The sequence below is a fragment of the Phycisphaerae bacterium genome (assembly GCA_017999985.1).
In the GTDB taxonomy this organism is placed as follows: domain Bacteria; phylum Planctomycetota; class Phycisphaerae; order UBA1845; family Fen-1342; genus JAGNKU01.
This window is the reverse complement of record JAGNKU010000001.1, coordinates 24,866-48,173: the sequence shown is the minus strand read 5'-3', so window position 1 is coordinate 48,173 and position 23,308 is coordinate 24,866. Positions and strand designations below refer to the sequence as shown.

The window sequence follows — 23,308 nt, the reverse complement described above, 5'->3', positions numbered from 1 at the left end:
CGGCTACTTCACGACCGTCCAGAGTCGGTTGTGCGTGTAGTAGCCCGGTGTGGCCTCGGCGGGGAACGCTCCGCCGCCTTCGCCGGTGCGCAGATCAACCGGCGGGATGTACGGGTAGTAGTTCTTGCGCCACTTGCTCTCGGTGTTGAGATTGACGGGTTCGCCGGCGTACCAGAGATACGTGCTGGCGGTGTTGATCGGGGTGGCCGCCGTGAGATCATAAGCCGTCCGCGTCACATGCCCGTCCTGGTAGAGCAGATTCGCGGTGTGCCGGAAGTGGCGCCACTCGATGCAGTTGTCGTAAAGAGTGGGATAACTCCAGTCGTGGCCGGAAAGCGCGTCACCGCTTAGATTGTAGATCGTGCTCCAGTTGCTGTCCGCTGCGAGCACGCGCTGACCAGGGTACCGGTCGAAGTCCTCAAACCGCCGCGGGCGCGGGTCATCCGGCGGCCCGAAATCCGGGCGCCAGTGCCAGCCGGCACCGGCCAGCGGCACCGCGATGCCGTAGCTGTAGTCGATGCCGTACTTGCCGCTATTGCCCGGGTACAGGACCTGGTAGTACGCACCGCGCGCCGCGTTGATCTCAGCGGGACGCGCGTCATCGGGGCAGTAGGCCACACGTCGGTCAGCCAGCATCCGCCGCTGCAGCAGCACGTCGATCCACGTGAACCGCGTTGGACTGCCCAGATCATCCCAGACCGGGTAGTAACGGAATTCGTTGCGTGCATTCTCCAGTGCGTAACCGATCTGCTTGAGCTGCGCCGCGCACCGCGCTGCACGCGCCTCGCGGTGGGCCGACTGGATTGGTGGCAGCAGTATCGCGATCAGGAGCGAGAAGATCCCGATGACCACCAGCAATTCGGGTAAAGAGAATCCCCGCCCCCCCCAGCGCCTGCCGCGGATTCGTGATCGCGCCATACGCATGAGCAACACTTCAGATGTGGCGCCACAAGACCGGCGTCACGTGTCCCATGCGGGGCCTGCTGGCCCGCGTCAAGTGTCCCTATGCGGCGGCTTCAAACACATACGCCGCACCGCGGACCGGGCCGGCTCCCGCTGCCGCCCAGTTCCGGATACAACCTCTCCATCTGTAAGAATAAGCGCGGTTCCTGTAGGTTGCAAGCGATTTTTTGTAGTCGATCGACCCTGAGGGGGGTCGTTTTATCGACGCCGAATTGCGCTGGCAGCTCGCACATATGATCCGGCTCGCCCGTCATTCCACCGCGGGAGCAGCCATCCGAGACCGAGCGGATTGCGGCTTGGAGGCGCGCCCTGGGCCACTGGACGGGGGCCATTTGTCTTTATCGGTCGGTCCCTGCCAGACTTGAGTAATTTCGCACCGGCCGGAAGACCGAATGCGTGCCGGTTTCTCGTGCGCGCGCACGAATCGTGTTCTAGAATCGGAACCCACCGCTATACGATTAGGTTGACCAGCCGCCCCTTCACCACGATCGCCCGTTTCACTGTTTGATCGGCAATCTCGCGGGCCACCGCCGGCAGCGCCTTTGCCTGGGCGATGATGTCCGCTTCGGCGGCGTCGGCGGCGACCGTGATCCGGCCCCGAATCTTGCCTCGCACCTGGACGGCCAGTTCGACCGTTTCATCGCGCGTCAGGGCCTCGTCATAGGTCGGCCACGGCTCTGCGACCAGCGACGTCGGGTGCCCGAGACGCTGCCAGAGCTCTTCGCAGATATGCGGTGCGAAGGGCGCGAGCAGCAGCAAGAAGCGCTCAACCTGGCTGCGCCCGATGGACTTGGCCCGGCCGGCCTCATTCACCCAGACGATGAGCTGAGCGATCGCGGTGTTGTAGGCGAAGCGCGGAATGTCGTCCGTCACCTTCTTGATCGTCTTGTGCAGCAGACGTTCCAGCCCCGCATCGTCCTCCGCCACGATGGCCGGATTCAGCGGCGGTGGCGGCGTGGCCTGCCCCTCCGCGGGCTGCGGTACCAGCAGCCGCCAGACGCGCTGCAGGAAGCGGTGTACGCCAATGATGTCGCGCGTGTTCCAGGGCTTGCTGGCCTCGAGCGGCCCCATGTACATCTCGTACAGCCGCAGCGTGTCGGCGCCGTATTCCCTGATGATCGTGTCCGGGTTCACGACGTTCTTGAGCGACTTGGACATCTTCTCGACGGCCGCGCTCAGCCTCTCGCCCGTCTCCCGGTGAAACGGCTCGTCACCCCGGAATTCCACCTGGTCGTGGGCGACGTACATGCCGCGTCCGTCGCGATACGCGTAGGCCTGGATCATGCCCTGGTTGAACAGCTTCTGGAACGGCTCAGGCGTCGAGACGCTCCCCAGGTCATACAACACCTTGTGCCAGAACCGCGCATACAGCAGGTGCAGGACGGCGTGCTCAGCGCCGCCCATGTACAGGTCCACTCCGCCGACGTTGGCCTGGCCGTCCGGCCGCCGGCTCCCCATCCAGTAACGCTCCACGTCGCGACCGATCAGGGCGTTCTCGTTCCGCGGGTCGCAGAAGCGCAGGTAGTACCAGCACGAACCGGCCCACTGCGGCATCGTGTTCGCCTCGCGGCGGAACTCCTCGCCGTTGCGGTGGACGGTGAGCCACTCGGTCGCGCGGCTGAGCGGCGTCTGCGGTTCCGCGTTGGGGTCGTCGCTGGCGTGCGGCCGGAAGTCCTCCATGTCGGGCAGGGTTACCGGCAACTCGGATTCGTCGAGCGGCACGATGCGGCCATCCGCGCCGTACAGGATCGGGAAGGGCTCGCCCCAGTAGCGCTGCCGGCTGAAGAGCCAGTCGCGGAGCTTGTACTGCACGGTGCCCTCACCCACGCCTTGCGCCTCGAGCCATTGCGTCATCACCCGCTGGGCCGCGGGCGTTGGCAGGCCGTTCAGAACGCACTGGCCCTCGAAACGCGCCTCGCCCTCCGGTGGCGAGTTGACCGCCACACCGTCGTCCACGAAGCCGCGCCAGTCCTGCCCGGCGGGCGGCTGCACCACCTGGATCACGGTGAGGCCGAACTTCTCCGCGAACTCCAGGTCGCGCGTGTCGTGGGCCGGAACAGCCATGATCGATCCCGTGCCGTAACTGATCAGCACGTAGTCGGCGACCCAGATCGGCACGCGCTGCCGGTTCACTGGATTGACGGCGTACGCCCCCGTGAACACGCCGGTCTTGACCTTCGTGTCGGCGGTCCGGTCGAGATCGGTCTTCTGACGCGCCTGGTTCACGTAGGCGCGGACTTCTTCACGCCGGTCCGGCGTCGTGATGATCGGGACCAGGCGGTGCTCCGGCGCCAGGACCATGTACGTCGCGCCGAAGAGCGTGTCGGGCCGGGTCGTGAAGACGCGGATGATCTCGCCGGCGGCGGGGCTGTCGCCCTCGACGGCGAAGTCGACGTACGCGCCTTCGCTGCGGCCGATCCAGTTGCGCTGCATGAGCTTGATCGATTCCGGCCAGTCCAGCGCGTCGAGATCGCTCAGCAGCCGCTCGGCATACTCCGTGATGCGCAGCATCCACTGCCGCATCGGCCGGCGGTAGACGGGGTGGTTGCCGCGATCGCTGCGACCCTCGTTGGTGACCTCCTCGTTGGACAGCACCGTCCCCAGCGCCGGGCACCAGTTCACCGGCACTTCGGCCAGGTAGGCCAGGCGATGCTCGGCCTGGAAAGCCGCGATGGCGGCTGGGCCTTGGGCTTTCACATCCGGCGGAATCGGCAGTTCGGAGATCGGGCGGGCAGCGCCGACCACGGTGCGGCCGGCGGCATCGGTCCAGCGCCACTCCGGGTCATACCACGAGTTGTAGATCTGCAGGAAGATCCACTGCGTCCAGCGGTAGTACCTTTCATCGCAGGTCGCCAGCTCGCGACCCCAGTCATACGCCAGCCCGATCATCTTCAACTGGCGCAGATACGTGGCGATGTTCTTCTGGGTGGTGATGCGCGGGTGCACGCCGGTCTCGACCGCGTACTGCTCGGCCGGCAGCCCGAAGGCGTCCCAGCCCATTGGATGCAGGACGTTGTAGCCGCGCATCCGCATGAAGCGGGCCATGATGTCGGACGCGATGTAACCCAGCGGGTGTCCGACGTGCAGGCCGGCCCCGGACGGATAGGGGAAGAAGTCCAGGACGTAGAACTTCGGCGCGCCACTGCCCGGCTCGCCGGGGTTGGCCGCGCGAAAGGATTCATGTTCGTCCCAGTACCGCTGCCAGCGAGGCTCGAGTTCGGTGAAGGCGTAGGTGTGGTTCATTGCGGGGTTCCGCCCGACTCCGGGGCGGGCTCGGCCTCAGGCTTGAAGCCGGTGCGGGCCTTGATGAAGTCCGGATTCCACCAATCGCTGTAGAAGCGTCTGGCCTCCCAGTTCATGCGGAGCGCGCCGGCAAGCTGCTCCTCGAATTCGCCCTGATAGATCGGCTTGAGTTCGTCCACCTGGGCCACGACCCAGCGCTGCTGAGTGGCCAGCGGGAACGCCGCCGCGCGGTGCTGGGCGCCTTCCGCCACCGGGGCTTCCGCGAGCTTGAAGAGCTCCTTGGGCAGGTCCTGCACGGTTCCGATGCGTGGACGGATCAGTCGGGCGCTGCGCGTCAGCCGTTCGGGCGTGACCGGCACCAGGCTCTCCGCGTACTGCGTGGGCAGCGCCGCCGGCGTCGCCGGCTGCGACGCCGCCTGGTCCGACGCGGCCAGCAGGTCGCGCAGCTCGGTGGCCTGCTCGACGGCCGCGGCGAGCCCGATTTCGCGGGCGCGGGCGGCCAGCGTTTCGGCGTGTTGTTTGGCCAGCTCGTGTGCCTTCATGAGCTTCCAATCACGGACCAGGTCTTCGCGAATCTCGTCCAGTGCCGCGGGCGGGGCGCTCGGGGCGATCTCGGTGACGCGGAACAGATACGCCTGGTAGGGCCCGCCGCGCGGGTTCGCCGGGTTCGGTCGGGTGACGACCGGAGCCGGCTCCATCAGGTTCAGGACCGGCAGATTGTCGTTGGGGTCCGCGGTCAGGAGGCCTTTCACGCGGAGCGCGAGTTCTGGGACGCGCAAGGAAACCTGGCGGCCGACGGTCAGGCTGGCGGAGCCCAGGCCGGGCACGCCCTGCAACCGCTCGGCACTCATCAGCTCGGTCACGCCGTGCTGCACTTCATAGGTACCCGAGAACTTCGTCTTGAGATCCTCGAACGAAGTTGGCGCCGCGGGGGCGGTGAGGAAGCCGTCCGGCCCGCGCTGGGCGGTGCTCCACGGGAGGTGGGCGTCAGCGTACATGTCGTTGACCAGGCTCTGCGCGGCCTCGATGGCCCGGGCGGTTCGGCAGTCCTCCCGGACGCGGTCCCGCGCCTCTTCAAACGTCATCGGTATCTGCGGCACGCGGCCGCCGACGGGTTGCGAGGCAGTCGGGTCCGGCTTCATGTAGCGCGACGCGTTTTCCTCGAAGTAGCGCTTCACCTGCAGGGCCTGGACCGTCACCGCGCTGCGAATCTGTTGCGGATCGACGGTGAGGTACTCGACCCGGACGCGATCGGGCAACAGGTAGCCGTACTCGAGCTTCTGCTCGGTGTGCGCCGGATTGCGGTTCTTGCACTCTTCGAAGAACGCCTGGAGTTCGGCGTCCGTCGGCTCCGGGACGAGCCGCACGAAGGCCTTGTCCTCGATCACGGAGATCTGGGCGACGGCCTCCTGGTGCTGGTCGCGATAGCTCGCCTCCTGCCGCGGGAGGGTGTCGACGACCGCGCTGGCCTGGAGCCCCAGCAGCCGCTGGGTGGCGAAATAGCGCCCCATCGTGCCGTAAATGTCTTTGAAGCTGCGGCGCGTGTCGCGCTGGATTCGGCGCAGGTGTTCGTCGGTGATCTGCCCGCTGCTGCCGAGTCTCGATTTGACTTCATCCTGACCGACGCGCACGCCCGCCCGCTCGGCTTCCTGCAGCAGGAGGTGGTATTCCAGCGCCGCGTTCTCGGGTAGGGCCACGTTCAGGCCCGCGGTTGCGAGCAGCCGCATGTCATTGATGGCCGTCAACGTCTCCTGGTCGGTGATTTTCCGGCCATAGGCCTCGCCGAAGGTGCGGCTCATCCAGCGGCCGCGCCCGCTGAGACTCTGGATCGTGTCGGGGATCAGGAAGGCGATCAGCAGCAGCGACATGAACACCATCAGCAGGGTGCGGCTGTTGGCGCGAAGGAACTTGCTCAACTTCATGGCGGTTGTCCCGGAGTAAGCTTCGACGTACCCAGTGTCAGATCTCTAAAGTCCGCAGAACCTTACATCATACGGATTGCGGCCGGCCGTACAAGGCGCCGGGGCGGGGCGGCGGCGCCCGCGACGCCGTTTTCGGGCCGGTCGCGGGTGGGTGGCAAGAAAAACGCCCGCGTCCGGGGACGCGGGCGGGAGTGACTGCGAGCGTGGGCCGGGTCGACCCGGGGCTAGGCCCGCGGGTGCGACTTGTCGTAGTTCTCCTTGACGGTCTCGCCGCTCAGGTGCGTGTAGATCTGGGTGGTGCTCAGGCTCTGGTGGCCGAGCATCTCCTGGACGCTCCGCAGGTCCGCCCCGCGCCGCAACATGTGCGTCGCGAAGCTGTGCCGGAGCGTGTGCGGGCTGACCGACAGGTCCAGGCCGGCGTCGAGCAGGTACTTGTCGAGCTTGCGGCGCACGCTGCGGGTGCTCAGCCGCTGGCCATGCTTGTTGATGAACAGGGCTTCGCTGTCGAAGCTCGCGCTGCGCGGATCGTTGCGACGCAGGTCCAGGAAATGCAGGATCGTCTGCACGGCCCCGGGGCCGAGCGGGATGACCCGGCGCTTCTTGCCCTTGCCGGCGACGCGGACGACGTTGCTGGTCAGGTCGACGTCGGCGATGTCGAGGGCGATCAGCTCGCTGACGCGCATGCCGGTCGAGTACAGGGTTTCCAGCATCGCGCGGTCGCGGGCACCGAGCAACGTGGTCGTGTCCGGATTCGCCAGCAGCTTCTCGATCTGGTCCACCTCCAGGCACTTCGGCAGGCGCTTGTCCTGCTTGGGTGTCCGAATCGGCGCCACCGGGTTGTTGCTCAGGTAGCTGCGGCGGACCAGGAACTTGTAGAAGCTCCGGAGCGTCGCGAGCTTGCGGGCCACAGTGCTCTTGCAGTAGTTGTGGTCGCGCAGTTGCGACATCAGGGCCCGCACGTCGTCGGTCTCGACGAGCAGCAGGCGCCGGTTCAGCTCCTCGCCGGCCACGCCCGGCGGCGGGGCGAGCTTGGCCATGTCGGCGGCGGTGGCGGTGTGCCCGTTGCCGCTGTCGCCGGGCGGGGGCCCGTAGCGTTCCAGCGTGCAGAGGTAGCCGCAGAACTGTTGCAGGTCGGCGGCATAGCACTTCGCGGTGTGCGGCGAGAAGTGCCGTTCGGCCCGCAGGTAATTGATGAACTGCTGAACCAGGCTGGCTTGCTCACTCATACGTCCATCACTTTCGGCGAGGCTCGTTTGGGGCGAATTTCCGCTCGCCACTGGTGTGTTCCACATCGCTTTGGCCCTACTCCAACTGGGCGACCGAATCGAGCTCTCTCGAGAGCTGCTGACCCATCTGGTATGAAAGAACGGCCGCATCGAACCAATCGAACTCGCTGTCCGGATCGTTGGCGAGCGCGACGAAGGCACTCAGCAGCTCGGACTCAGCACCTTCCACATAGCGGAAGACGTAGCGGTGCTCGCCCTTCACCATGCTCAGGCATCGTTGTGCTGGATTCATGACTTCGTCTCGCTCGGCTCGTGTGCCGTGTCTTCGTTTTTGTCCAGCTTTAACATCGTCCGGATCATGGCCCAGGTTGCGTAACGGACGTACAGTTCTTGTGAGCGAACATAACGCCGCCAGCCGTACGGGCTTTCGTGCCCTTCGCGCGCGTCGGCAAAGGAGCGAATTTGCTCCAGCACCTGCTCGTCTGCGGCGTTATAGACCCGCTGCACCTGCCAGCGGGGCGCGAGCCTGGTTTCGTCCGATAACACCGTCGCTGCCTCGGACACCGCCGGTTCGCCGGTCGCCCCGATCGCCGCCGGCGACGACGCATACCACTGCATGATCAACCCGATCACCGGTGGAGCGTAGGGGCTGTACTCGGTGACGGCGGTAACGATGGTGGCGTCGGCACCCAGCACCCGCGCCAGCTCAACCGCATCCGCAGGAGTCTCGACGGCCTGCTTGCCCCGCCGTGCCAGCTCCGCCAGCGTCAAGTTCACCGGCACAACGGTCACGTTCGGGAATTCGAGGAACTCCGAGGCGACCAGATCGGTGACCTTGAGCGCGTCGAAGTCTTGGGACCCGCTCAGATTCAGGACCGGCGCGACCACGAATACCCGCGGCGGCGACATGACGGGCGCCGGTGGGCGCTCCTTTTCGGCACAGCCCGGGAACGCGGAGAGATACGCGATCAGAATCAGCGGCGCACCGCGCAGCCGCGCAGCCCGCAACGCCGTAACCATCCCAGCACCAAAGTGCAAGGCACATCTGGCCCGCCGGCGAATTATAGGTCGTATGTCAACAAGCGTGCGCGGTTTACGGCGTGCGGCCGGCCGACCGGCAAGTCGCGCGGTTCGCGTTCTCAGAAAAGCCACCATCGTCAATCACTGCCTGCGATGCACAGAATACCTAATCTATTGCCGTAAAACGAGTTGTGATGATATGCTCCCGGCCGCTTGCGCTCTGGCCGGACGCGAGCAGCGCCGTCTCCGGCGCAAGCGACCAGATGCGCTCCGTTCCGCTCATCCCCGAGACGAAGAAGATCCGGCCGTCCGCCGCCCACGCGGGACTGAAGGACGCCCCCTGCGCCGCTGGGAGACGCACTTCGGCGCCAGTCCGCACATCCACGGTCCACAGCTCGGCAATCTCTGGCGAGTCGCGCCCTGCGCCCGCCGCACTCACCGTCGTCGGCACGGCGCAGTACAACAGCGCTTTGCCGTCCGGCGACCAGCGTGGTGCGAGACACGCGGCGCCGTGTTTTTCAGCAATCCGACGGGCATTGCCACTGGCAACGTCCACCGTCCAGATTTCGAACGCCCGGTCGCCGCCCTGAGGTGCGCGCTGCACTGCGAGACACGTGCCGTCCGGCGACCACGCCGGGCACATGCCCGTTGTGATGAGGCGGCGGGCTGCGGGTCGCGCCACCGGGCAGCCCCAGATTTCCCACGTACGCGCGCGCCGACTCCAGACGCTGAATGCGATCTGCGTGCCATCCGGCGACCAGCAGGGTGAGAACTCGGCCGCCGGATCATTCGCGAGCGGTATCAAGCCGGTGCCGTCGCGGCGCATCACCCAGATGTCCCAGTCGCCGCCACGATTCGACGCAAACGCAATGTGCTCGCCGTCCGGGCTGAAACGGGGCTGGATGTGGTCTGCGGTGTCCGGCGTAAGCTGCACGCTGTCGCGGCTGCCCAGCGGCTGCACGAAGATCGCCGAGTGCTCGGAATGGCGCGTGGAACCAAACGCGAGCAGACCAGCGCCGGAGGCGACATCGGGGTCGAAGTCGAGGCCATCGGTGGCGAAGGTGTGCTGTGTGAGCGGGGCGCCGGCGGCCGCGTCGGCCTCGGGGGCGCAGGTTCCGGTCAGCGTCACCCCGTCTGCGGTGCAAAACGTGTCGCGCGCACGCGCGGTGTTCGTGAGCGGTTGCAGCGCTGTGGGCGCTGTGTGGCACGCAGGCAGTGCCGTCGCCAAAGCGACCGTTGCTGGGACGATGGTGCGGCGTGCGAGTGAGCCCATCGGACACCTGTTCGGGACCACCGGGGGCAGTCTGTGCTTAAGTGGATAAGGCTCAGCCAGTTACAGCTCTGCGAGGCCGCACCGCGTCGGAGCGGCGCGCGCCGGACTCGTCGTCGTTATCGGCACTTGCCGGGCAGTGACTTGATTGAGGTGGGGACGAAGCGCGGCAACTACGGCACTGCGGCAACGGCGGTGGATGGGCCGGCCTCGTCCAATGCGTTGGCGACGATGCCAGGGGTCAGGATAACGGGGAGTTCGATGACTGCCTCGGGCCGTCGTGCGGGGTAGAGCAGATTCAGCGGCACGCTGTTGCGTCCATGCGCGAGGAGCTTCTCGCGGATCGCCGGGTCGCGCCTGGTGTAGTCAGCCTTCAGCGGGATAACGCCCAAGGACCGCATCTTGCTGCGGGTGGAATCGATCTCGATCGCGGTGGCTTTGTTCGTCTGGCAGGTCACGCACCACGTGGCGGTGAAGTCAACGTACACCGTGTAGCCCCGCCGCGCGAGTTCTTCGGGAAGTCCGGGGTGGTACGGCTGCCACGGGACATGGTCGTTCCAGTTCGAGGCCTGCACTGCGGCCACAATGGCCGCGGGGTCGACCGCGAGGCCGGTGCCTGGCTGGATCATGCGGGCCGGCGGCGGCCCCCAAAGGGACCAGCCATACATGAGCGGGAAGCTGAACCACCATCCGAGCACGACGATGACGAGTGCGCTGAGCCACGTCAGGGCCCGGGTGCCGCGGCTCCAGTTCAGGCCGATCTTGCCGATCAGCCAAGCGGCGAAGCCCAGGAAGCACAGGAAGGCCAGCGTCCACACGACCGCGCGGGCGTCCAGCAGGTCCGCCACCACGAGCAGAAGCCAGACCGCGGTACCCAGGAGGATGAAGCCCATGGCCTGCTTGAACGTGACCATCCATTGGCCCGGGCGCGGCAGTGACTTGAGCCACCCCGGATACGCGGAGAGCAGCACGTACGGCGCCGACATCCCCAGGCCCGCACCCGTGAAGATGATAAACGCTACGGCGCGGCCCTGCGTGGCGGCGTACGCGGCGGCCGTGGCGAAGAACGGCGCCGTGCACGCCGTGCCCAGCAACGTTGCCAGCAGCCCCTTCAGAAACGCGCCGGTGTAGCCCTCGCGCGTGGCGGCTTCGTCGAGCTTCGTCGCGGCGGCGCCGGGCAGCGTGATCTCAAAAACGCCGAACAGGTTCAAGGCGAACACGAACAGGATCGCGGTGAGCAGAATCACGACCGCCGGATGCTGCCAGGGTACTTCGCCGATGCTGGTCAGTCCGGCGAAGATCCAGAACCAGACCATGATGCCCGCGGCGAACGCGAGGCCCAGCCGCAGCACGCGACCGCGATCATCGCCGGCCTGTTTCACGAAGCTGAGGATCTTGATCGAGATCACGGGGAATACGCACGGCATGACGTTCAAAATCAGGCCGCCCACAAAGCTGAGCAGGAGCATGTAGAGCAGGTTCTGAGGGCCGTCCGCCGCCGGCGGGGCCGTGCTTGCGGCTTCGGGTGCCTGCGCGGAGACGTGGTCCGCGATCGTGATCGCCGGCATGAGCGAGCCACGCGGCCCCGTGCCGGCCAGCGCCGGGTTCGGGGTTTCCGCCGTGAAGCGCACCGCGGCCTCAGCCGTTTCGGGCGGATAGCATGTGCCGGCATCCGTACAGGTCTGGTATGTGAACAGGGCGCGCAGCGCGATGGGGCCGCTGGCGAACTGGGCGTCGTCAATCCGCACGGGGACCTGGACCTTGAACTCGCCGCTCTGCTCGCGGACCTGGCCGAAGCCGGGCATATCGCGCAGGTGCGCTTCGGGCCATTTCTGCGGACCGAACTTCAGGCCGTCGAGCGACTCGATGAACAGCCGCGACGGAATGAGCAGCTCGTTGCCCGGGTCGCGGTCCTGGACGTGATGACCCTTCTTCACGCGGATGGTCAACTCGATCATCGCTTCGCCGTCGGGCGTCAGCTTTTCCGGCGCGATCGTGAGGCGACTGCCTTCGATATACTTCGCCTGCTCGAGCGGCGTTGGCAGGGCTTCGCGAGCTTCCTTGAACAGCGCGGTATTCGCCGGCGTCGGCGGCGCCGCGGCGACCGTGAGCGTCAGGGTCGTGTCGGCCTTGACCGGGACGCACAGTTCCTTGCACGCAAGCGCGCGGACGTGTGCGGCGATTGTCAGCGGGCCGGGCGAGACATCCTCGGCCAGCGTCAGCGTCGTGAGCACGATCGTGCGCTGGTCGAGCTCGAAGTACTCGATCTTCTCCGTGACGCCGAGCATCGGGGCGGGAAAGCGCAGCTCGCCGAGCGTGACGCCCTTGGGGACCGTGAAGCTGATGTCCGTCGGCGCGCCGGTGTCGAGGACGAGTGGGTGGTAGATGTGCCAGCCTTTCTCGACGTTGAGCTCGATGGCCAGGTACGTCTGGCCGCCCGGCTGGATCGACCCGTCCGCCGCGTAGAGCTTGGCGGAGAACTTTGGTCCGGCGGGCTGGAAGAACGCGATGACGGGGAGCAGAACGACGGCCAGGTTCATACGGCGGGCACCTCTGCTGCGGTCCACGTTGCGTGCGAAGCTACCTCCGTTGTGCCCGGACCGGTGGCCGGCCGGGCGAAGCTACGCTCCTAGAGTATACCCGGTGCGGGGGCGGGGGATTCCCAACCCGGATCGGTTACTGCCCTGGGCCGTCGTTACCGTGGCCGGTCGCTGCCGCGCGGGGTTCGGTTGGGCGTGCGGTCCTAGGAGCGGAGTGGCGGGGCGCCGGAGCCGTCGTACGTGAATTCGTACTCGTCGAAGAGGCGGCCGCCGGTCGGCAGGTGCAGCCAGACATTCAGCGTGTACTGGCCGGGGGGCAACGGCTTCTGCTCAAGCTGCAGCGGAAAGTCGTAGAAGCGCGAGAGCTGATCGCGATACATGCGCATGGCCTTCTCGGTCTTGATGTCGACCGGCCAGAATGCGGCCCGCGTGCCGATGGTCTCGCCGACCTTGCGCACCTGCAGCTCGAAGTGGAACGTGCCGACGACCTTGGTGAGATCGCCGGCCGAGTCGTAGGCGGCCAGTATGACCTCCAGGCCGTCGGCGCTGCCGTCGCTGGCAAAGCTGACCGGCTTGGTCAGGAAGCGCTGAATCTCGATGCGGGCAGGCAGGACGAGCTGGACGTACTGGGCGACCTCGGGGTCGGATGGCTGCACCTCGGTGGTCGGCGCATTGCAGGCGCCCAGGCCGAGCGTGACGGACGCGAGAACCAGAAGCAGGCAACGGCGTGCGTAGTGCATGGAGGCGCTCCCGCGATGGGCCGGTCGAACTTGCATGGCGGGAGTATATCGCCGGTGCGGCAAAAGTCATGCGACCCGGGCGTCAGCGGTCGGTGCGCCGCTGCTCGAACAGCCACTTCCACACTTCGCGGTTCTCGTACACGCGATCCCAGATGAAGTGTGTGCCGTCCTTGTATTCCGTGTACTCGATATGTCCCCCCGCGGCGCGGATGGCGGCGACCATCTCGCGCGTCTTCTGCACCGGGACGTTCGCGTCCTGCGCGCCATGAAAGCACAGGATCGGGATGTCTTTGAGTTGCGGCGCCAGTTGCCGGGCCTCGGTATCCGAGTCGCTGAGGTCCGCGAAGCCGCAGATCACGATGAGCGCGGCGAAGCGATCCGGCACGCGGGCGGCCAGGTGCCACGCCCCGTGTCCGCCGAGCGACAGCCCGGTGAGATACAGCCGTTGCGCGTCGAGGTGGTACTCGTGTGAAATCGCCTCCACGCAGCGCAGCGCCAACGTGCCCATCTCGCCAGCCCAGGTCTCGCCCGGGCGGCACTGCGGCATGACGACGATCGCGGGGATGGCGCGGTAGTTCCGGCGGAGCGCCCAGCCGAGCCCCACGTCGGTCTGCAGGAATCCGTCATCGCCGCGCTCCCCGGAGCCGTGCAGGAACAGGATCACCGGCCAGGCCCGGTCGGGCGTGTAGTCCGGCGGGACGTAGACGCAGTAGGCGCAAGTTACGTCATTGAAGGCAATGGTCTTATAGATGAATCCGCTGGCGGCGGAGGTCGGGGCGGATGCGGGCGGCGGGTCGCCGGCGCCCGGCGTCAGGGCGGCGAGGCATGCCAGGATCGGCCAATTCAGCACGGGCGGACTCCTGTTTACGCGGCGGCGGCGCGCGCGGCGGCCACTTGTCGCAGTGATTCGCCGGCTCTACACTGCTCGATCTGGGGCGCCGTCTCAATCCCCGGTGCAACCGGTCGACTGTGCCGGCGATAGACTCTCACTCACAGGAGAACCGTTTATGGCGACCATGAAAGCCGTGGTCAAGACCAAACCCGAACTCGGCGCCGAGCTGCAGGACAAGCCGATCCCCCAGCCCAAGTCGGACTGGGTGATCGTGAAGGTGCGCGCCACCAGCATCTGCGGCACGGACGTGCACATCTACAAGTGGGACCCGTGGGCGAACGGGCGCATCGGCGCCAAGGCCCTGCCGCAGATCCTCGGCCACGAGGTCGCCGGCGAGGTCGTCGAGGTCGGTGAGCACTGCAAGCGCATCAAGGTCGGGGACTACATCTCCGCCGAGACGCACATTTTCGACCCGGGCGACCTGACCACGATGCTGGGCTCGCCGCACGTCGGTTTGCACATGAAGATCCTGGGCGTGGACTACGACGGCTGCTTCGCGCAGTACTTCGCGCTGCCGGAGTCGATCTGCTGGCCGAACGACAAGTCGATCCCGCCGGAGATCGCGACGATCCAGGAGCCGCTGGGCAACGCGACGTACGCCGTGCTGGGCGAGGACGCGGACGTGGCCGGCAAGACGATGCTGATCACCGGTGACGGGCCGATCAGCCTGTTCGCGATCGGCGTGGCCCGCGCGGTCGGCGTCGCGAAGATCATCCACTTCGGCAAGTACGACGTGAACATGAAGATCGGCCAGCGGATGGGTGCCGATCTGCAGATGTACACTAACAAGACGACCGGCAAGGAACGGCTCGAGTTCGTGAACGACCACACCGGCGGCAACGGCGTGGACATCGCGCTCGAGATGGTCGGCTCGCAGGACTCGGTCGATGACTGCTTCGCCGCGGTGCGCAAGGCCGGCCGCGTGACGGCGTTCGGCGTGGCCAGCGAGAACACGCTGCCGATCGCGTATAACAACGGGATTGTCTTCAAGGGCTGCCAGATCCACGGCATCAACGGCCGCAAGATCTTCGACACCTGGTACCGCAACCGGAACCTGCTGGCCTCTGGGCGGTTGGACCCCACGCCGGTGATCACGGACCTGTTCCCGCTGACGGAGTTCGCGGCGGGCTTCGGCAAGATGCTGGAGCGGCCGCGGACCAGCGCGAAGGTTGTGCTGTTCCCGGACAAAGAAGAGTATCAGGCGGCGTTGAAGCGGCGTAAGTAGCCTTGTGCCGGGTCAGCGGACCCGACCGACATCTTTTTCGGAGCGAACCCATGTTCGGCAAAATGAAGCAGGACCTGCAGAAGGAGCTGGCCGCGGTGCGCGAGGCCGGCCTGTACAAGGAAGAGCGTTACATCCTGGGCCCGCAGGCGGCGGACATCCAGGTGGAGTATCCGCTCGGCGCGCCCAAGAAGAACGTAATCAACTTCTGCGCGAACAACTACCTGGGCCTCTCCTCGCACCCGCGCGTGATCGAGGCGGCGCACGAGGCCCTGAAGACGCACGGTTACGGCATGAGCAGCGTGCGCTTCATCTGCGGCACGCAGGACATCCACCGCGAGCTCGAGTCCAAGATCGCGCAGTTCTTCAAGACCGAAGACACGATCCTCTACTGCGCGTGCTTCGATGCCAACGGCGGCGTGTTCGAGCCGCTGCTGGGCAAGGATGACATGATCATCACCGACGCGCTGAACCACGCGTCGATCATCGACGGCATCCGGCTCTGCAAAGCGACCCGGTTGATCTACAAGAACAACGACATGGCCGACCTGGAGGCGAAGCTCCAGGAGGCGAAGGGCGCGCGGTACCGCATGATCGCGACCGACGGCGCGTTCTCCATGGACGGCACCGTCGCGCAGCTCGACAAGATCTGCGCACTGGCCGAAAAGTACGACGCCCTGGTCATGGTCGACGACTGCCACTGCACCGGCTTCATGGGCAAGACCGGCCGCGGCTCGACCGAGTACTGCGGCGTGATGGGCAAGGTGGACATCATCACCGGCACGCTGGGCAAGGCGCTGGGCGGGGCGTCCGGCGGCTTCACGACCGGCCGCAAAGAGATCATCGAGATGCTGCGGCAGCGCAGCCGCCCGTACCTGTTCAGCAACACGGTGTCGCCGATCGTCGTGAAGGCGTCGATCACCGTGTTCGACATGATTACCGAGTCGACCGCGCTGCGCGACAAGGTGATGGCGAACACGAAGCGCTTCCGCGAAGGCATGACGAAGGCCGGCTTCGACATCAAGCCCGGCGAGCACCCGATTGTCCCGATCATGCTCTACAACGCGAAGCTGGCCCAGGATGTCGCGCGTGACATGTACGCCGAGGGCATCTACGTGATCGGCTTCTTCTACCCGGTCGTCGGCAAGGGCCTGGCCCGCATCCGCTGCCAGATGTCGGCGGCGCACGAGTTCAGCCACATCGACAAGGCGATCGCGGCGTTCACAAAGGTCGGGAAGAAGTACGACATTCTCGGTAAGACGAAGGAACAGATCATCGCGAAGTACGGCGAGTAGCAGGTGTGGTGCGGGCGTCACGCCCGCAGTCGGCATCAGGGCCCCGAGCGCGAGCGACGGGTTGCCGGATGGACCGAGGTCCGCCGGGAACCTACTCGCTGGCGCTCGGGGCTCTGATGGTTTGCGCAGCCTTGTTTGTTCGGCGAAGCCGCTATCAGCCGTGGCTGACGATTTCGCGCGCGTGGTCGCGATACCACGCGATCGTCCACCGCAGGCCGTCCTCGAACGGCGTCCGGGCCTCGAAGCCGAACAGCTCCCGCGCGCGGGTCACGTCGAGACAACGGCGCGGCTGGCCGTTGGGTTGCGTCGTGTCCCAGACGATCCGGCCCATGTAGCCGATCTCGCGCGCGATGATGTCCGCCAGGTCCTTGATCCGGATCTCGCGGCCGTTGCCGAGATTCACCGGCGCGGCGCCGTCGTACCGGGCGGCGGCGGTGACGATCCCCAGGGCGGCGTCCTCGACGTACAGGAACTCGCGCGTCGGCGAGCCGTCACCCCAGAGCACGACCTCGCCGGCACCGTTCTGCTTGGCTTCCCAGAACTTGCGGATCATCGCCGGGATGACGTGCGACGTGTGCAGGTCGAAGTTGTCGCGCGGGCCGTACAGGTTCACCGGCAGCAGGTAGATCGCGTTCAGGCCGTACTGCGCGCGGTACGACTGGCACATGACGAGCAGCGCCTTCTTTGCGATGCCGTACGGGGCGTTCGTCTCTTCCGGGTAGCCGTTCCACAAATCATCCTCGCGGAACGGCACCGGCGTGAATTTCGGGTACGCGCAGATGGTGCCGACCTGGACGAACTTGGCGACGCCGCGCTGGCGGGCGTGCTCGATCAGGTGCAGGCCCATCGCCATGTTCGCGTAGAAGAAGCGGCCGGGGCGCTGCCGGTTGGCGCCGATACCGCCGACCTCGGCTGCGAGGTGGATGACGAGGTCCGGCCGGGCGGCGTCGTACATGCGCGCGACGTCGGCCTCGCGCGTCAGATCAAAGTCCTGGATCAGCGGAACGAAGATGTTCTCGCGGCGGGCGCCTTTGGCGACCAGTCGCTCAATGATGAACGAGCCGAGAAATCCGGCGCCGCCGGTGACGCAGATGCGACGGTCGGGCCAGGATTGCGCGGTCACGGAGTGCTCCAGGTGGGCGATGCCCACCCTACCGCTTGTCGTCGGCCGGGGGCTCGGTCGATTCGGTTTCGGCGGACTCTGCATCCGGGGCGGCCTCGGCCTCCTCGCGGGCCTTGCGGGCGGCGTATTCCTGCTGCTCGTTGCGGAAGCCCTTGGCCTGGCAGATGGCCGCGATGATCTCGTCGAAGAGCTTTACTTTCTCGTTGTCGAGCCGGAGCTTGCGCTGTGCGGAGCCCGCGTTGTAGTACAGGTCAATCCAGCCTTTGGCGTTGTAGTCGCGGAGTGAGACCATGTCGGCGAACGCGATCCGCTTGCCGGCGTAGACCATACCCTCGTCGTCGATCGTGACACGCAGGGTCATGGCCTTGATCAGCCGCCACAGGAAGTACAGGCCGAATGGTGTGGGGAGCAGGGCCCAGAGGAATTGCTGCCGGACCTCATCACGCGTCTTGTACCAGGTGACCCAGTCGGATGGGTTCAATGTGATCGTCCCGCCCCTGGCACTGATGCGGGCATAGCCGTAGCGGCTCATGAAATAGTGGTCCGCTTCATCCGTGAACGTCGGCTCGCCGAGCGCGGCGCGGACCTGGTCGAGCCTGGTGGGCCGGCTTCGGAGCAGCTTGTCGAAGTCGCTTTTGGTCGGCGTTTCGCCCAGGCTGTCGTACTTCACCTGGCCGCCGAACGGCTCCGGCGCGGCCAGCTTCCGCTCCGCTTCCACGCGGTTCTTCTTGGGCCAGCCGAGCGCGCCGTCGTAGACGAAATACAGAGCGAAGCCCAGGAAGATGACGCTGCGGACGAGCTGCCAGTTGCGGTCCGCCTTGGCCGGTCCACTCTCGAGTCTCATGCCTGCCAGCCCTCGCACCGAGATTCGCCACCCAAGTCCGCGACCCGGGACGGGACCCGCCGGTCCGTCGATTCGCCCCGGCGGTGCTATGCCGCTATTATGCCGTGGGGCTGCGTGGCTGTCTGCGGGCCGGCGGCGGGATTTTGGCGCCGCCGCCGTCCGGGCCGGCGAGCCCTGGGAGTGCATTCGATGGCGTCGACGGTGGTGAAGTGCCGGCCATGTATCTTGCTTGTGCGCGACGGATGGGGCGAGAACCCGGACCCGAAATGGGACCATGCCAATACGATCAAGCTGGCGCAGCCGCCGGTGGACGCGCGGCTGCGGGCCGAGTGGCCGCGCACGCTGATTCAGACCAGCGGTTTCGATGTCGGGCTGCCCGAGGGGACGATGGGCAACAGCGAGGTCGGGCACCAGAACATCGGCGCCGGGCGGATCGTGGACCAGGACTCCGTGCGGATCACCAAGGCCATCCGCGACGGCTCGTTCTTTCAGAATGCCGAGCTGGTGGCGGCCGTCGAGACGTGCCTGGCGCGCCGCGGTCGGCTGCATGTTTTTGGCCTGGCCAGCGATATCGGCGTGCACTCGCTGCTGGAGCACCTGTACGGCGTCGTGGAGCTGGCGGCGCGCCGGGGCCTGAAAGAGGTCTACGTGCACTGCTTCACGGACGGCCGCGACTCGCCGCCGAACAGCGGCATCGGCTACGTGCAGCAGATCGAGGCGCAGCTCCGCCGGATCGGCGTGGGTCAGATTGCCAGCGTGTGCGGGCGCTACTGGGCGATGGACCGCGACAACCGCTGGGACCGCGTGGCCCGGGCCTACCGGATGCTCGTGCACGGCGACGCGGACGCGGCGCCCAGCGCGACCGAGGCCATGCAGCGCTACTACGACCACCCGACCGAAGCGAACATGCAGGGCGACGAGTTCGTAACGCCCACGGTGATCAGCCCGGATGGCCGGCGGCCGCTGGCGACGGTGCGCGACGGCGACGCGATCGCGTACTTCAACTTCCGCGGCGACCGGCCGCGCGAGCTGACCAAGGCCTTCACGCTCGACGAGTTTCCCTATCGGGCGCAGGACAAGACCGGGGCCACGGTGCAGATGGGCTTCGACCGCGGCAAGAAGCTCGACGTCCACTACGTGACGATGACGGCGTACGAGCAAGGGCTGCCTGTGAAGGTCGCGTACCCGAAGCTGCCGAAGATGGCCAACATCGCCGGTGAGTACCTGTCGAAGCTCGGTTTGCGCCAATTCCGCTGCGCCGAGACCGAAAAGTACGCGCACGTGACGTTCTTCTTCAACGACTACCGCGAGGAGCCGTTCCCCGGCGAGGAGCGGCAACTCGTCGCGTCGCCGAGCGTCGCAACGTACGACCTGCAGCCGGAGATGTCGGCATACGGTGTGACCGAGCTGATGTTGAAGCGGATCGCGACCGGCGTCGACGATTTCATCGTGCTGAACTATGCGAACCCGGACATGGTCGGGCACACGGGCTCGATTCCCGCCGCGGTGAAGGCGTGTAAGGCCGTCGATGAGTGCGTCGGCAGGGTCTATGACGCGATCATGCAGGCCGGCGGCTGCGGGATCATCACGGCGGACCACGGCAATTTCGAGCTGATGATCGATCCGGAGACAGGCGGGCCGCACACGGCGCATACGACGTTTCCGGTGCCGCTGTACGTCTTCGGCGAGTCGTTCCGCGGCGCGCGGCTGCGCGAAGGCGGGCGGCTGGCGGACGTCATGCCGACCGCGCTGACGATGATGGGGCTGCCCGTCCCGCCGGAGATGACGGGGCGCTCGTTGCTGGTGTGCTGACGGCAGCCCCGTTTAACGGAGGAGCAGGGTCATGTACATCGTGGCACTGTGTGTGTCAGCGGTCCTGCTGCCGGCGCTGCCGCAGGCGGCCACTTCGCAGCCGGCGGCGCTGGTGGCGCGGGTCGATCCGCGCGTTGAGCTAATGAGCATCATCTTCCGGCTGGCCGGGCATCCGGAATACAACATGCCGAATTCGCAGTCGGCGTACTCCACGGCCGTCGAGGAGCAGTTCGGCGGCTTTCGCGATCACGCCGTCGTCAAGCTGGCGCGCGAGCTGCGGGCCCGCCGGGGTGTGAGCTACGACGCCGTGATGAGCATGGCGGTGCATCTGACGGACACGCGCGAGCTCAAGGAGCGGGTGCCGTTCGACCTGCCGCCGGCGCGGCTGGACCAGCGCTGGCACGCGGCGGAGGCACGCGAGTTCCTGGAACGCGCCCGGGAGTTTGTCGCCGAGTCCAAGTTCAACGACTTCTGCACGGCGCAGCGCAAGCTATACAGTGCCGCGGGCAAGCGGCTGACGAAGAAGCTTAACGAGCGCGGCTACTTGAAGTGGTTCGACAAGTTCTTCGGCGCGCGGCCCGGCGCGGAGTTCCACGTTTTCGTTGGCCTGCTCAACGGCGGGGGCAACTACGGCGTGGGGATCCGCTATCCCGACGGGCGCGAGGAAATCACGCCGGTCATCGGCGTGTCGGAGTTCGACGACGAAGGCGTTCCCGAGTTTGGCGACGGCCTCGTGCCGACCGTCGTCCACGAATTCTGCCATTCGTACACCAACCCGCTGGTGGATACGCACTTCGCCGCGCTGCAGCCGGCGGCCGAGCGCATCTTTGCCCATTGCGAGGACACCATGCGCGACCAGGCGTACGGATCGGCGCAGACCGTGCTGTATGAATCGCTGGTGCGGGCCTGCGTGGTCCGGTACACGCACGCGACGGACGGCGCCAGCGCCGCCAAGCGCCAGATCGAGGCCGAGCACGCGCGCGGCTTCGAATGGATCGGCGAACTCGCGGAGCGGCTGGCGGAGTACGAGGCGAACCGCGCGAAATACCCGACGCTCGACGCGTTCATGCCGCGGATCGTCGCGTTCTTCAATGAATACGCGCCGCGCTACGAGGCTCTCCAGAAGGATGCGCCGCAGGTCAAGTCGATGACGCCGGTGAACGGCGCCCAGGATGTGGATCCCAACCTGAAGGAAATCCGCATCGAGTTCGACCGGCCGATGCGCGACCAGTCGTGGTCGATCGTCGGCGGTGGTCCGCACTTCCCCGAGCTCGCCGGCAAGCCGGCGTACGATGCTGCTCGCCGCGTGCTGACGGTTCCGGTCAGGCTGAAACCGGGATGGTCGTACGAGTTCTGGCTCAACCGGAATGAATACCGTGGCTTTGTGAGCGAGGACGGTCAGCCACTCAAGCCGGTCGCCGTGACGTTTGAAACGCGAGCGGAGTAGCGGGCGCCCGCAGCCGTGGCCGTCGCACTTTGGGGGGCCTAAAATCGACGCGCGTGAGGCGGCAAAACAGGGCCGAAAGGAAATCATCGTATGGCCACGAATCGTAACGGTAGCACTACGCGGCGGGGTTGGTCACTGCGCGGGCATGGGCGACGGTGGGCGGTCGCCGGCGTCTGCATGTTTGGGCTGCTGTCGCTGGGCGGTTGTCCCGAGCCGTCAGAACCGGTCCCGGACGACGCCCGGAGGATGACGCTCACACGCATCGCCAGCGGCTTCACGGCGCCCGTGGGACTGGTCGCGCCCAATGACAACACCGGCCGGCTGTTCGTCGTCGATCAGGTTGGCGTGATCCATGTCACGAGCGCGACTGGAACCGTATCGCTGACGCCGCTGCTTGACCTGCGCGACCGGCTGGACACGCTCAATTCCGCGTACGACGAGCGCGGGTTGCTGAGCATGGCGCTACACCCGAGCTTCACAAGCAACGGCCGGTTCTACGTGTTCTACAACACGCCGCCGAGCGAAGACGCGCCGGCCGGGGCGGCCACCGAGGTGCGCGTGTCCGAGTTCAGCGTGTCCGCTGTCAATCCGAACCAGGCCAACGTCAGCACCGAGCGCGTGCTGCTGCGCGTCGCCAAGCCGGCGACCAATCACAATGGCGGCCAGCTCGCGTTCGGGCCGGACGGGTTCCTGTACATTGGGCTGGGTGACGGCGGCGGCGCCGGCGACACCGGCACGGGCCACACGCTGCTGATCGGCAACGCCCAGGACACGACCAATCTGTTTGGCGCCATCCTGCGGATCGACGTGAACAGCGGCAGTCCCTACGGCATCCCGGCCACGAACCCCTTTGCCGCCAGCTTGACGTCCCGGCCGGAAATCTACGCGTACGGCCTGCGCAACCCGTGGCGGTTTTCGTTCGACACGACGCCCGGCGGCGCAACACGCCTGATCGCCGGCGACGTCGGCCAGGCTTTGGTCGAGGAGATCGATATCATCGAACTGGGCGGGAACTACGGCTGGAACATCCGGGAAGGCGCGCTGTGCTTCAATCCCCTGAGCTTCAGCACGCCGCTATCGACGTGCAGCAGCCTCGGGCCCGACGGCTCGACGTTGCAGGCCCCGATCCTGGAGTACCGCCATACGGATGACGCCGGCAAAGCCTTCGGGACGGCGGTGGTCGGCGGCTACGTGTATCGCGGGTCGACGCTCGCCGCGCTGCGCGGGCTCTACGTATTTGGCGACTACTCGGCGGGTGGCGGCACACGCGGCAAGATCTTCACGGCGACGGAGGGGACGACGGCGTGGACGATGGCCGAGGTGAAGATTGCCGGCACGACCGACGGGCGGATCGGGCGCTACGTACTGGGTTTCGGGCGTGACGCTGCCAATGAGTTGTACGTGCTGACAAGCGCCGTGAGCGGGCCGATCGGCACGACCGGCGCGGTTGACCAGATCACCGGATTTGAGTGACGCCGGGGCGGCGGGTGTGCGGTTACGCGTTCCCGGGGCGGCGTACGGCGCACCGCGCGCAGCCCGGGATCCGTCCGCCGCCGGCGGAAACGGTTGACCGCGACCGCCCGGTCTGCGAAAGTGTGGGGGTGGTCCTCGCCGAAGTGGCGGAACTGGCAGACGCGCGGGATTCAAAATCCCGTGGCCGCAAGGTCGTGAGGGTTCGAGTCCCTCCTTCGGCAGTCCCGAGGTCGCCTCCTCCGGGGTCCGGGCCAGGCCACTCCGCCGGCGGGCGCA

17 protein-coding genes and 1 tRNA gene are annotated in these 23,308 nt (G+C 66.6%); 6 read left to right on the top strand and 12 right to left on the bottom strand.

What is annotated here, in order from left to right:
• Window positions 1–3: 3 nt before the first annotated feature.
• From KA383_00175 to KA383_00130, 10 genes are all read right to left on the bottom strand, one after another.
• Window positions 4–852: a DUF1559 domain-containing protein gene (locus KA383_00175; GenBank protein ID MBP7744515.1), complete on the bottom strand. Its 849-nt coding sequence runs from the start codon at window positions 850–852 to the stop codon at window positions 4–6.
• Window positions 853–1,413: 561 nt separating this feature from the next.
• Window positions 1,414–4,206, bottom strand: coding sequence for a leucine--tRNA ligase (locus tag KA383_00170; GenBank protein MBP7744514.1), 2,793 nt, complete (start codon window positions 4,204–4,206; stop codon window positions 1,414–1,416).
• Window positions 4,203–6,128 (bottom strand): hypothetical protein, encoded by a 1,926-nt coding sequence (locus KA383_00165; protein MBP7744513.1) that lies wholly within the window; start codon window positions 6,126–6,128, stop codon window positions 4,203–4,205. The genes KA383_00170 and KA383_00165 overlap by 4 nt, the downstream gene beginning before the upstream one ends.
• A 224-nt stretch (window positions 6,129–6,352) precedes the next feature.
• On the bottom strand, window positions 6,353–7,354 hold the full coding sequence (gene xerC, locus KA383_00160; GenBank protein MBP7744512.1) for a tyrosine recombinase XerC: 1,002 nt from the start codon (window positions 7,352–7,354) through the stop codon (window positions 6,353–6,355).
• Window positions 7,355–7,430: 76 nt separating this feature from the next.
• Window positions 7,431–7,646, bottom strand: coding sequence for a hypothetical protein (locus KA383_00155; protein ID MBP7744511.1), 216 nt, complete (start codon window positions 7,644–7,646; stop codon window positions 7,431–7,433).
• Window positions 7,643–8,374, bottom strand: coding sequence for a hypothetical protein (locus KA383_00150; protein ID MBP7744510.1), 732 nt, complete (start codon window positions 8,372–8,374; stop codon window positions 7,643–7,645). Before KA383_00150 ends, KA383_00155 begins: the two co-directional genes overlap by 4 nt.
• A 166-nt stretch (window positions 8,375–8,540) precedes the next feature.
• Complete coding sequence (locus KA383_00145) at window positions 8,541–9,503, bottom strand: PD40 domain-containing protein (GenBank protein ID MBP7744509.1); 963 nt, start codon at window positions 9,501–9,503, stop codon at window positions 8,541–8,543.
• Window positions 9,504–9,817: 314 nt separating this feature from the next.
• Window positions 9,818–12,184 (bottom strand): thioredoxin family protein, encoded by a 2,367-nt coding sequence (locus KA383_00140; protein ID MBP7744508.1) that lies wholly within the window; start codon window positions 12,182–12,184, stop codon window positions 9,818–9,820.
• A gap of 203 nt (window positions 12,185–12,387) precedes the next feature.
• Complete coding sequence (locus KA383_00135; GenBank protein MBP7744507.1) at window positions 12,388–12,924, bottom strand: hypothetical protein; 537 nt, start codon at window positions 12,922–12,924, stop codon at window positions 12,388–12,390.
• 82 nt (window positions 12,925–13,006) lie between these two features.
• Entirely contained in the window at window positions 13,007–13,774 is a 768-nt protein-coding gene (locus tag KA383_00130) for an alpha/beta fold hydrolase (GenBank protein ID MBP7744506.1), read from the bottom strand.
• 157 nt (window positions 13,775–13,931) lie between these two features.
• Here KA383_00130 and KA383_00125 point away from each other — a divergent pair, with 157 nt between their 5' ends.
• Window positions 13,932–15,041, top strand: coding sequence for an alcohol dehydrogenase catalytic domain-containing protein (locus KA383_00125; GenBank protein MBP7744505.1), 1,110 nt, complete (start codon window positions 13,932–13,934; stop codon window positions 15,039–15,041).
• A 50-nt stretch (window positions 15,042–15,091) separates the two neighbouring features.
• On the top strand, window positions 15,092–16,333 hold the full coding sequence (kbl, locus tag KA383_00120) for a glycine C-acetyltransferase (GenBank protein ID MBP7744504.1): 1,242 nt from the start codon (window positions 15,092–15,094) through the stop codon (window positions 16,331–16,333).
• A 154-nt stretch (window positions 16,334–16,487) separates the two neighbouring features.
• Here the strand turns inward: kbl and KA383_00115 are convergent, their stop codons facing one another.
• Together KA383_00115 and KA383_00110 are read right to left on the bottom strand one after the other, a co-directional pair.
• Window positions 16,488–17,540, bottom strand: a complete 1,053-nt coding sequence (locus KA383_00115) for a GDP-L-fucose synthase (protein ID MBP7744503.1) — start codon at window positions 17,538–17,540, stop codon at window positions 16,488–16,490.
• Complete coding sequence (locus KA383_00110; GenBank protein ID MBP7744502.1) at window positions 17,485–18,300, bottom strand: hypothetical protein; 816 nt, start codon at window positions 18,298–18,300, stop codon at window positions 17,485–17,487. Before KA383_00110 ends, KA383_00115 begins: the two co-directional genes overlap by 56 nt.
• 189 nt (window positions 18,301–18,489) lie before the next feature.
• Here KA383_00110 and KA383_00105 point away from each other — a divergent pair, with 189 nt between their 5' ends.
• The 4 genes from KA383_00105 (at window position 18,490) to KA383_00090 (ending at window position 23,253) form a co-directional block, all read left to right on the top strand.
• Window positions 18,490–20,112 carry a 2,3-bisphosphoglycerate-independent phosphoglycerate mutase gene (locus KA383_00105; protein ID MBP7744501.1) on the top strand — a complete coding sequence of 541 codons (1,623 nt, stop codon included), beginning with the start codon at window positions 18,490–18,492 and terminating at the stop codon, window positions 20,110–20,112.
• Between the two features lie 31 nt (window positions 20,113–20,143).
• Window positions 20,144–21,559, top strand: a complete 1,416-nt coding sequence (locus KA383_00100) for a DUF4932 domain-containing protein (GenBank protein ID MBP7744500.1) — start codon at window positions 20,144–20,146, stop codon at window positions 21,557–21,559.
• A gap of 246 nt (window positions 21,560–21,805) precedes the next feature.
• Window positions 21,806–23,032: a PQQ-dependent sugar dehydrogenase gene (locus tag KA383_00095; protein MBP7744499.1), complete on the top strand. Its 1,227-nt coding sequence runs from the start codon at window positions 21,806–21,808 to the stop codon at window positions 23,030–23,032.
• A gap of 137 nt (window positions 23,033–23,169) precedes the next feature.
• A tRNA-Leu gene (locus tag KA383_00090) sits at window positions 23,170–23,253 on the top strand.
• Window positions 23,254–23,308: the final 55 nt, after the last annotated feature.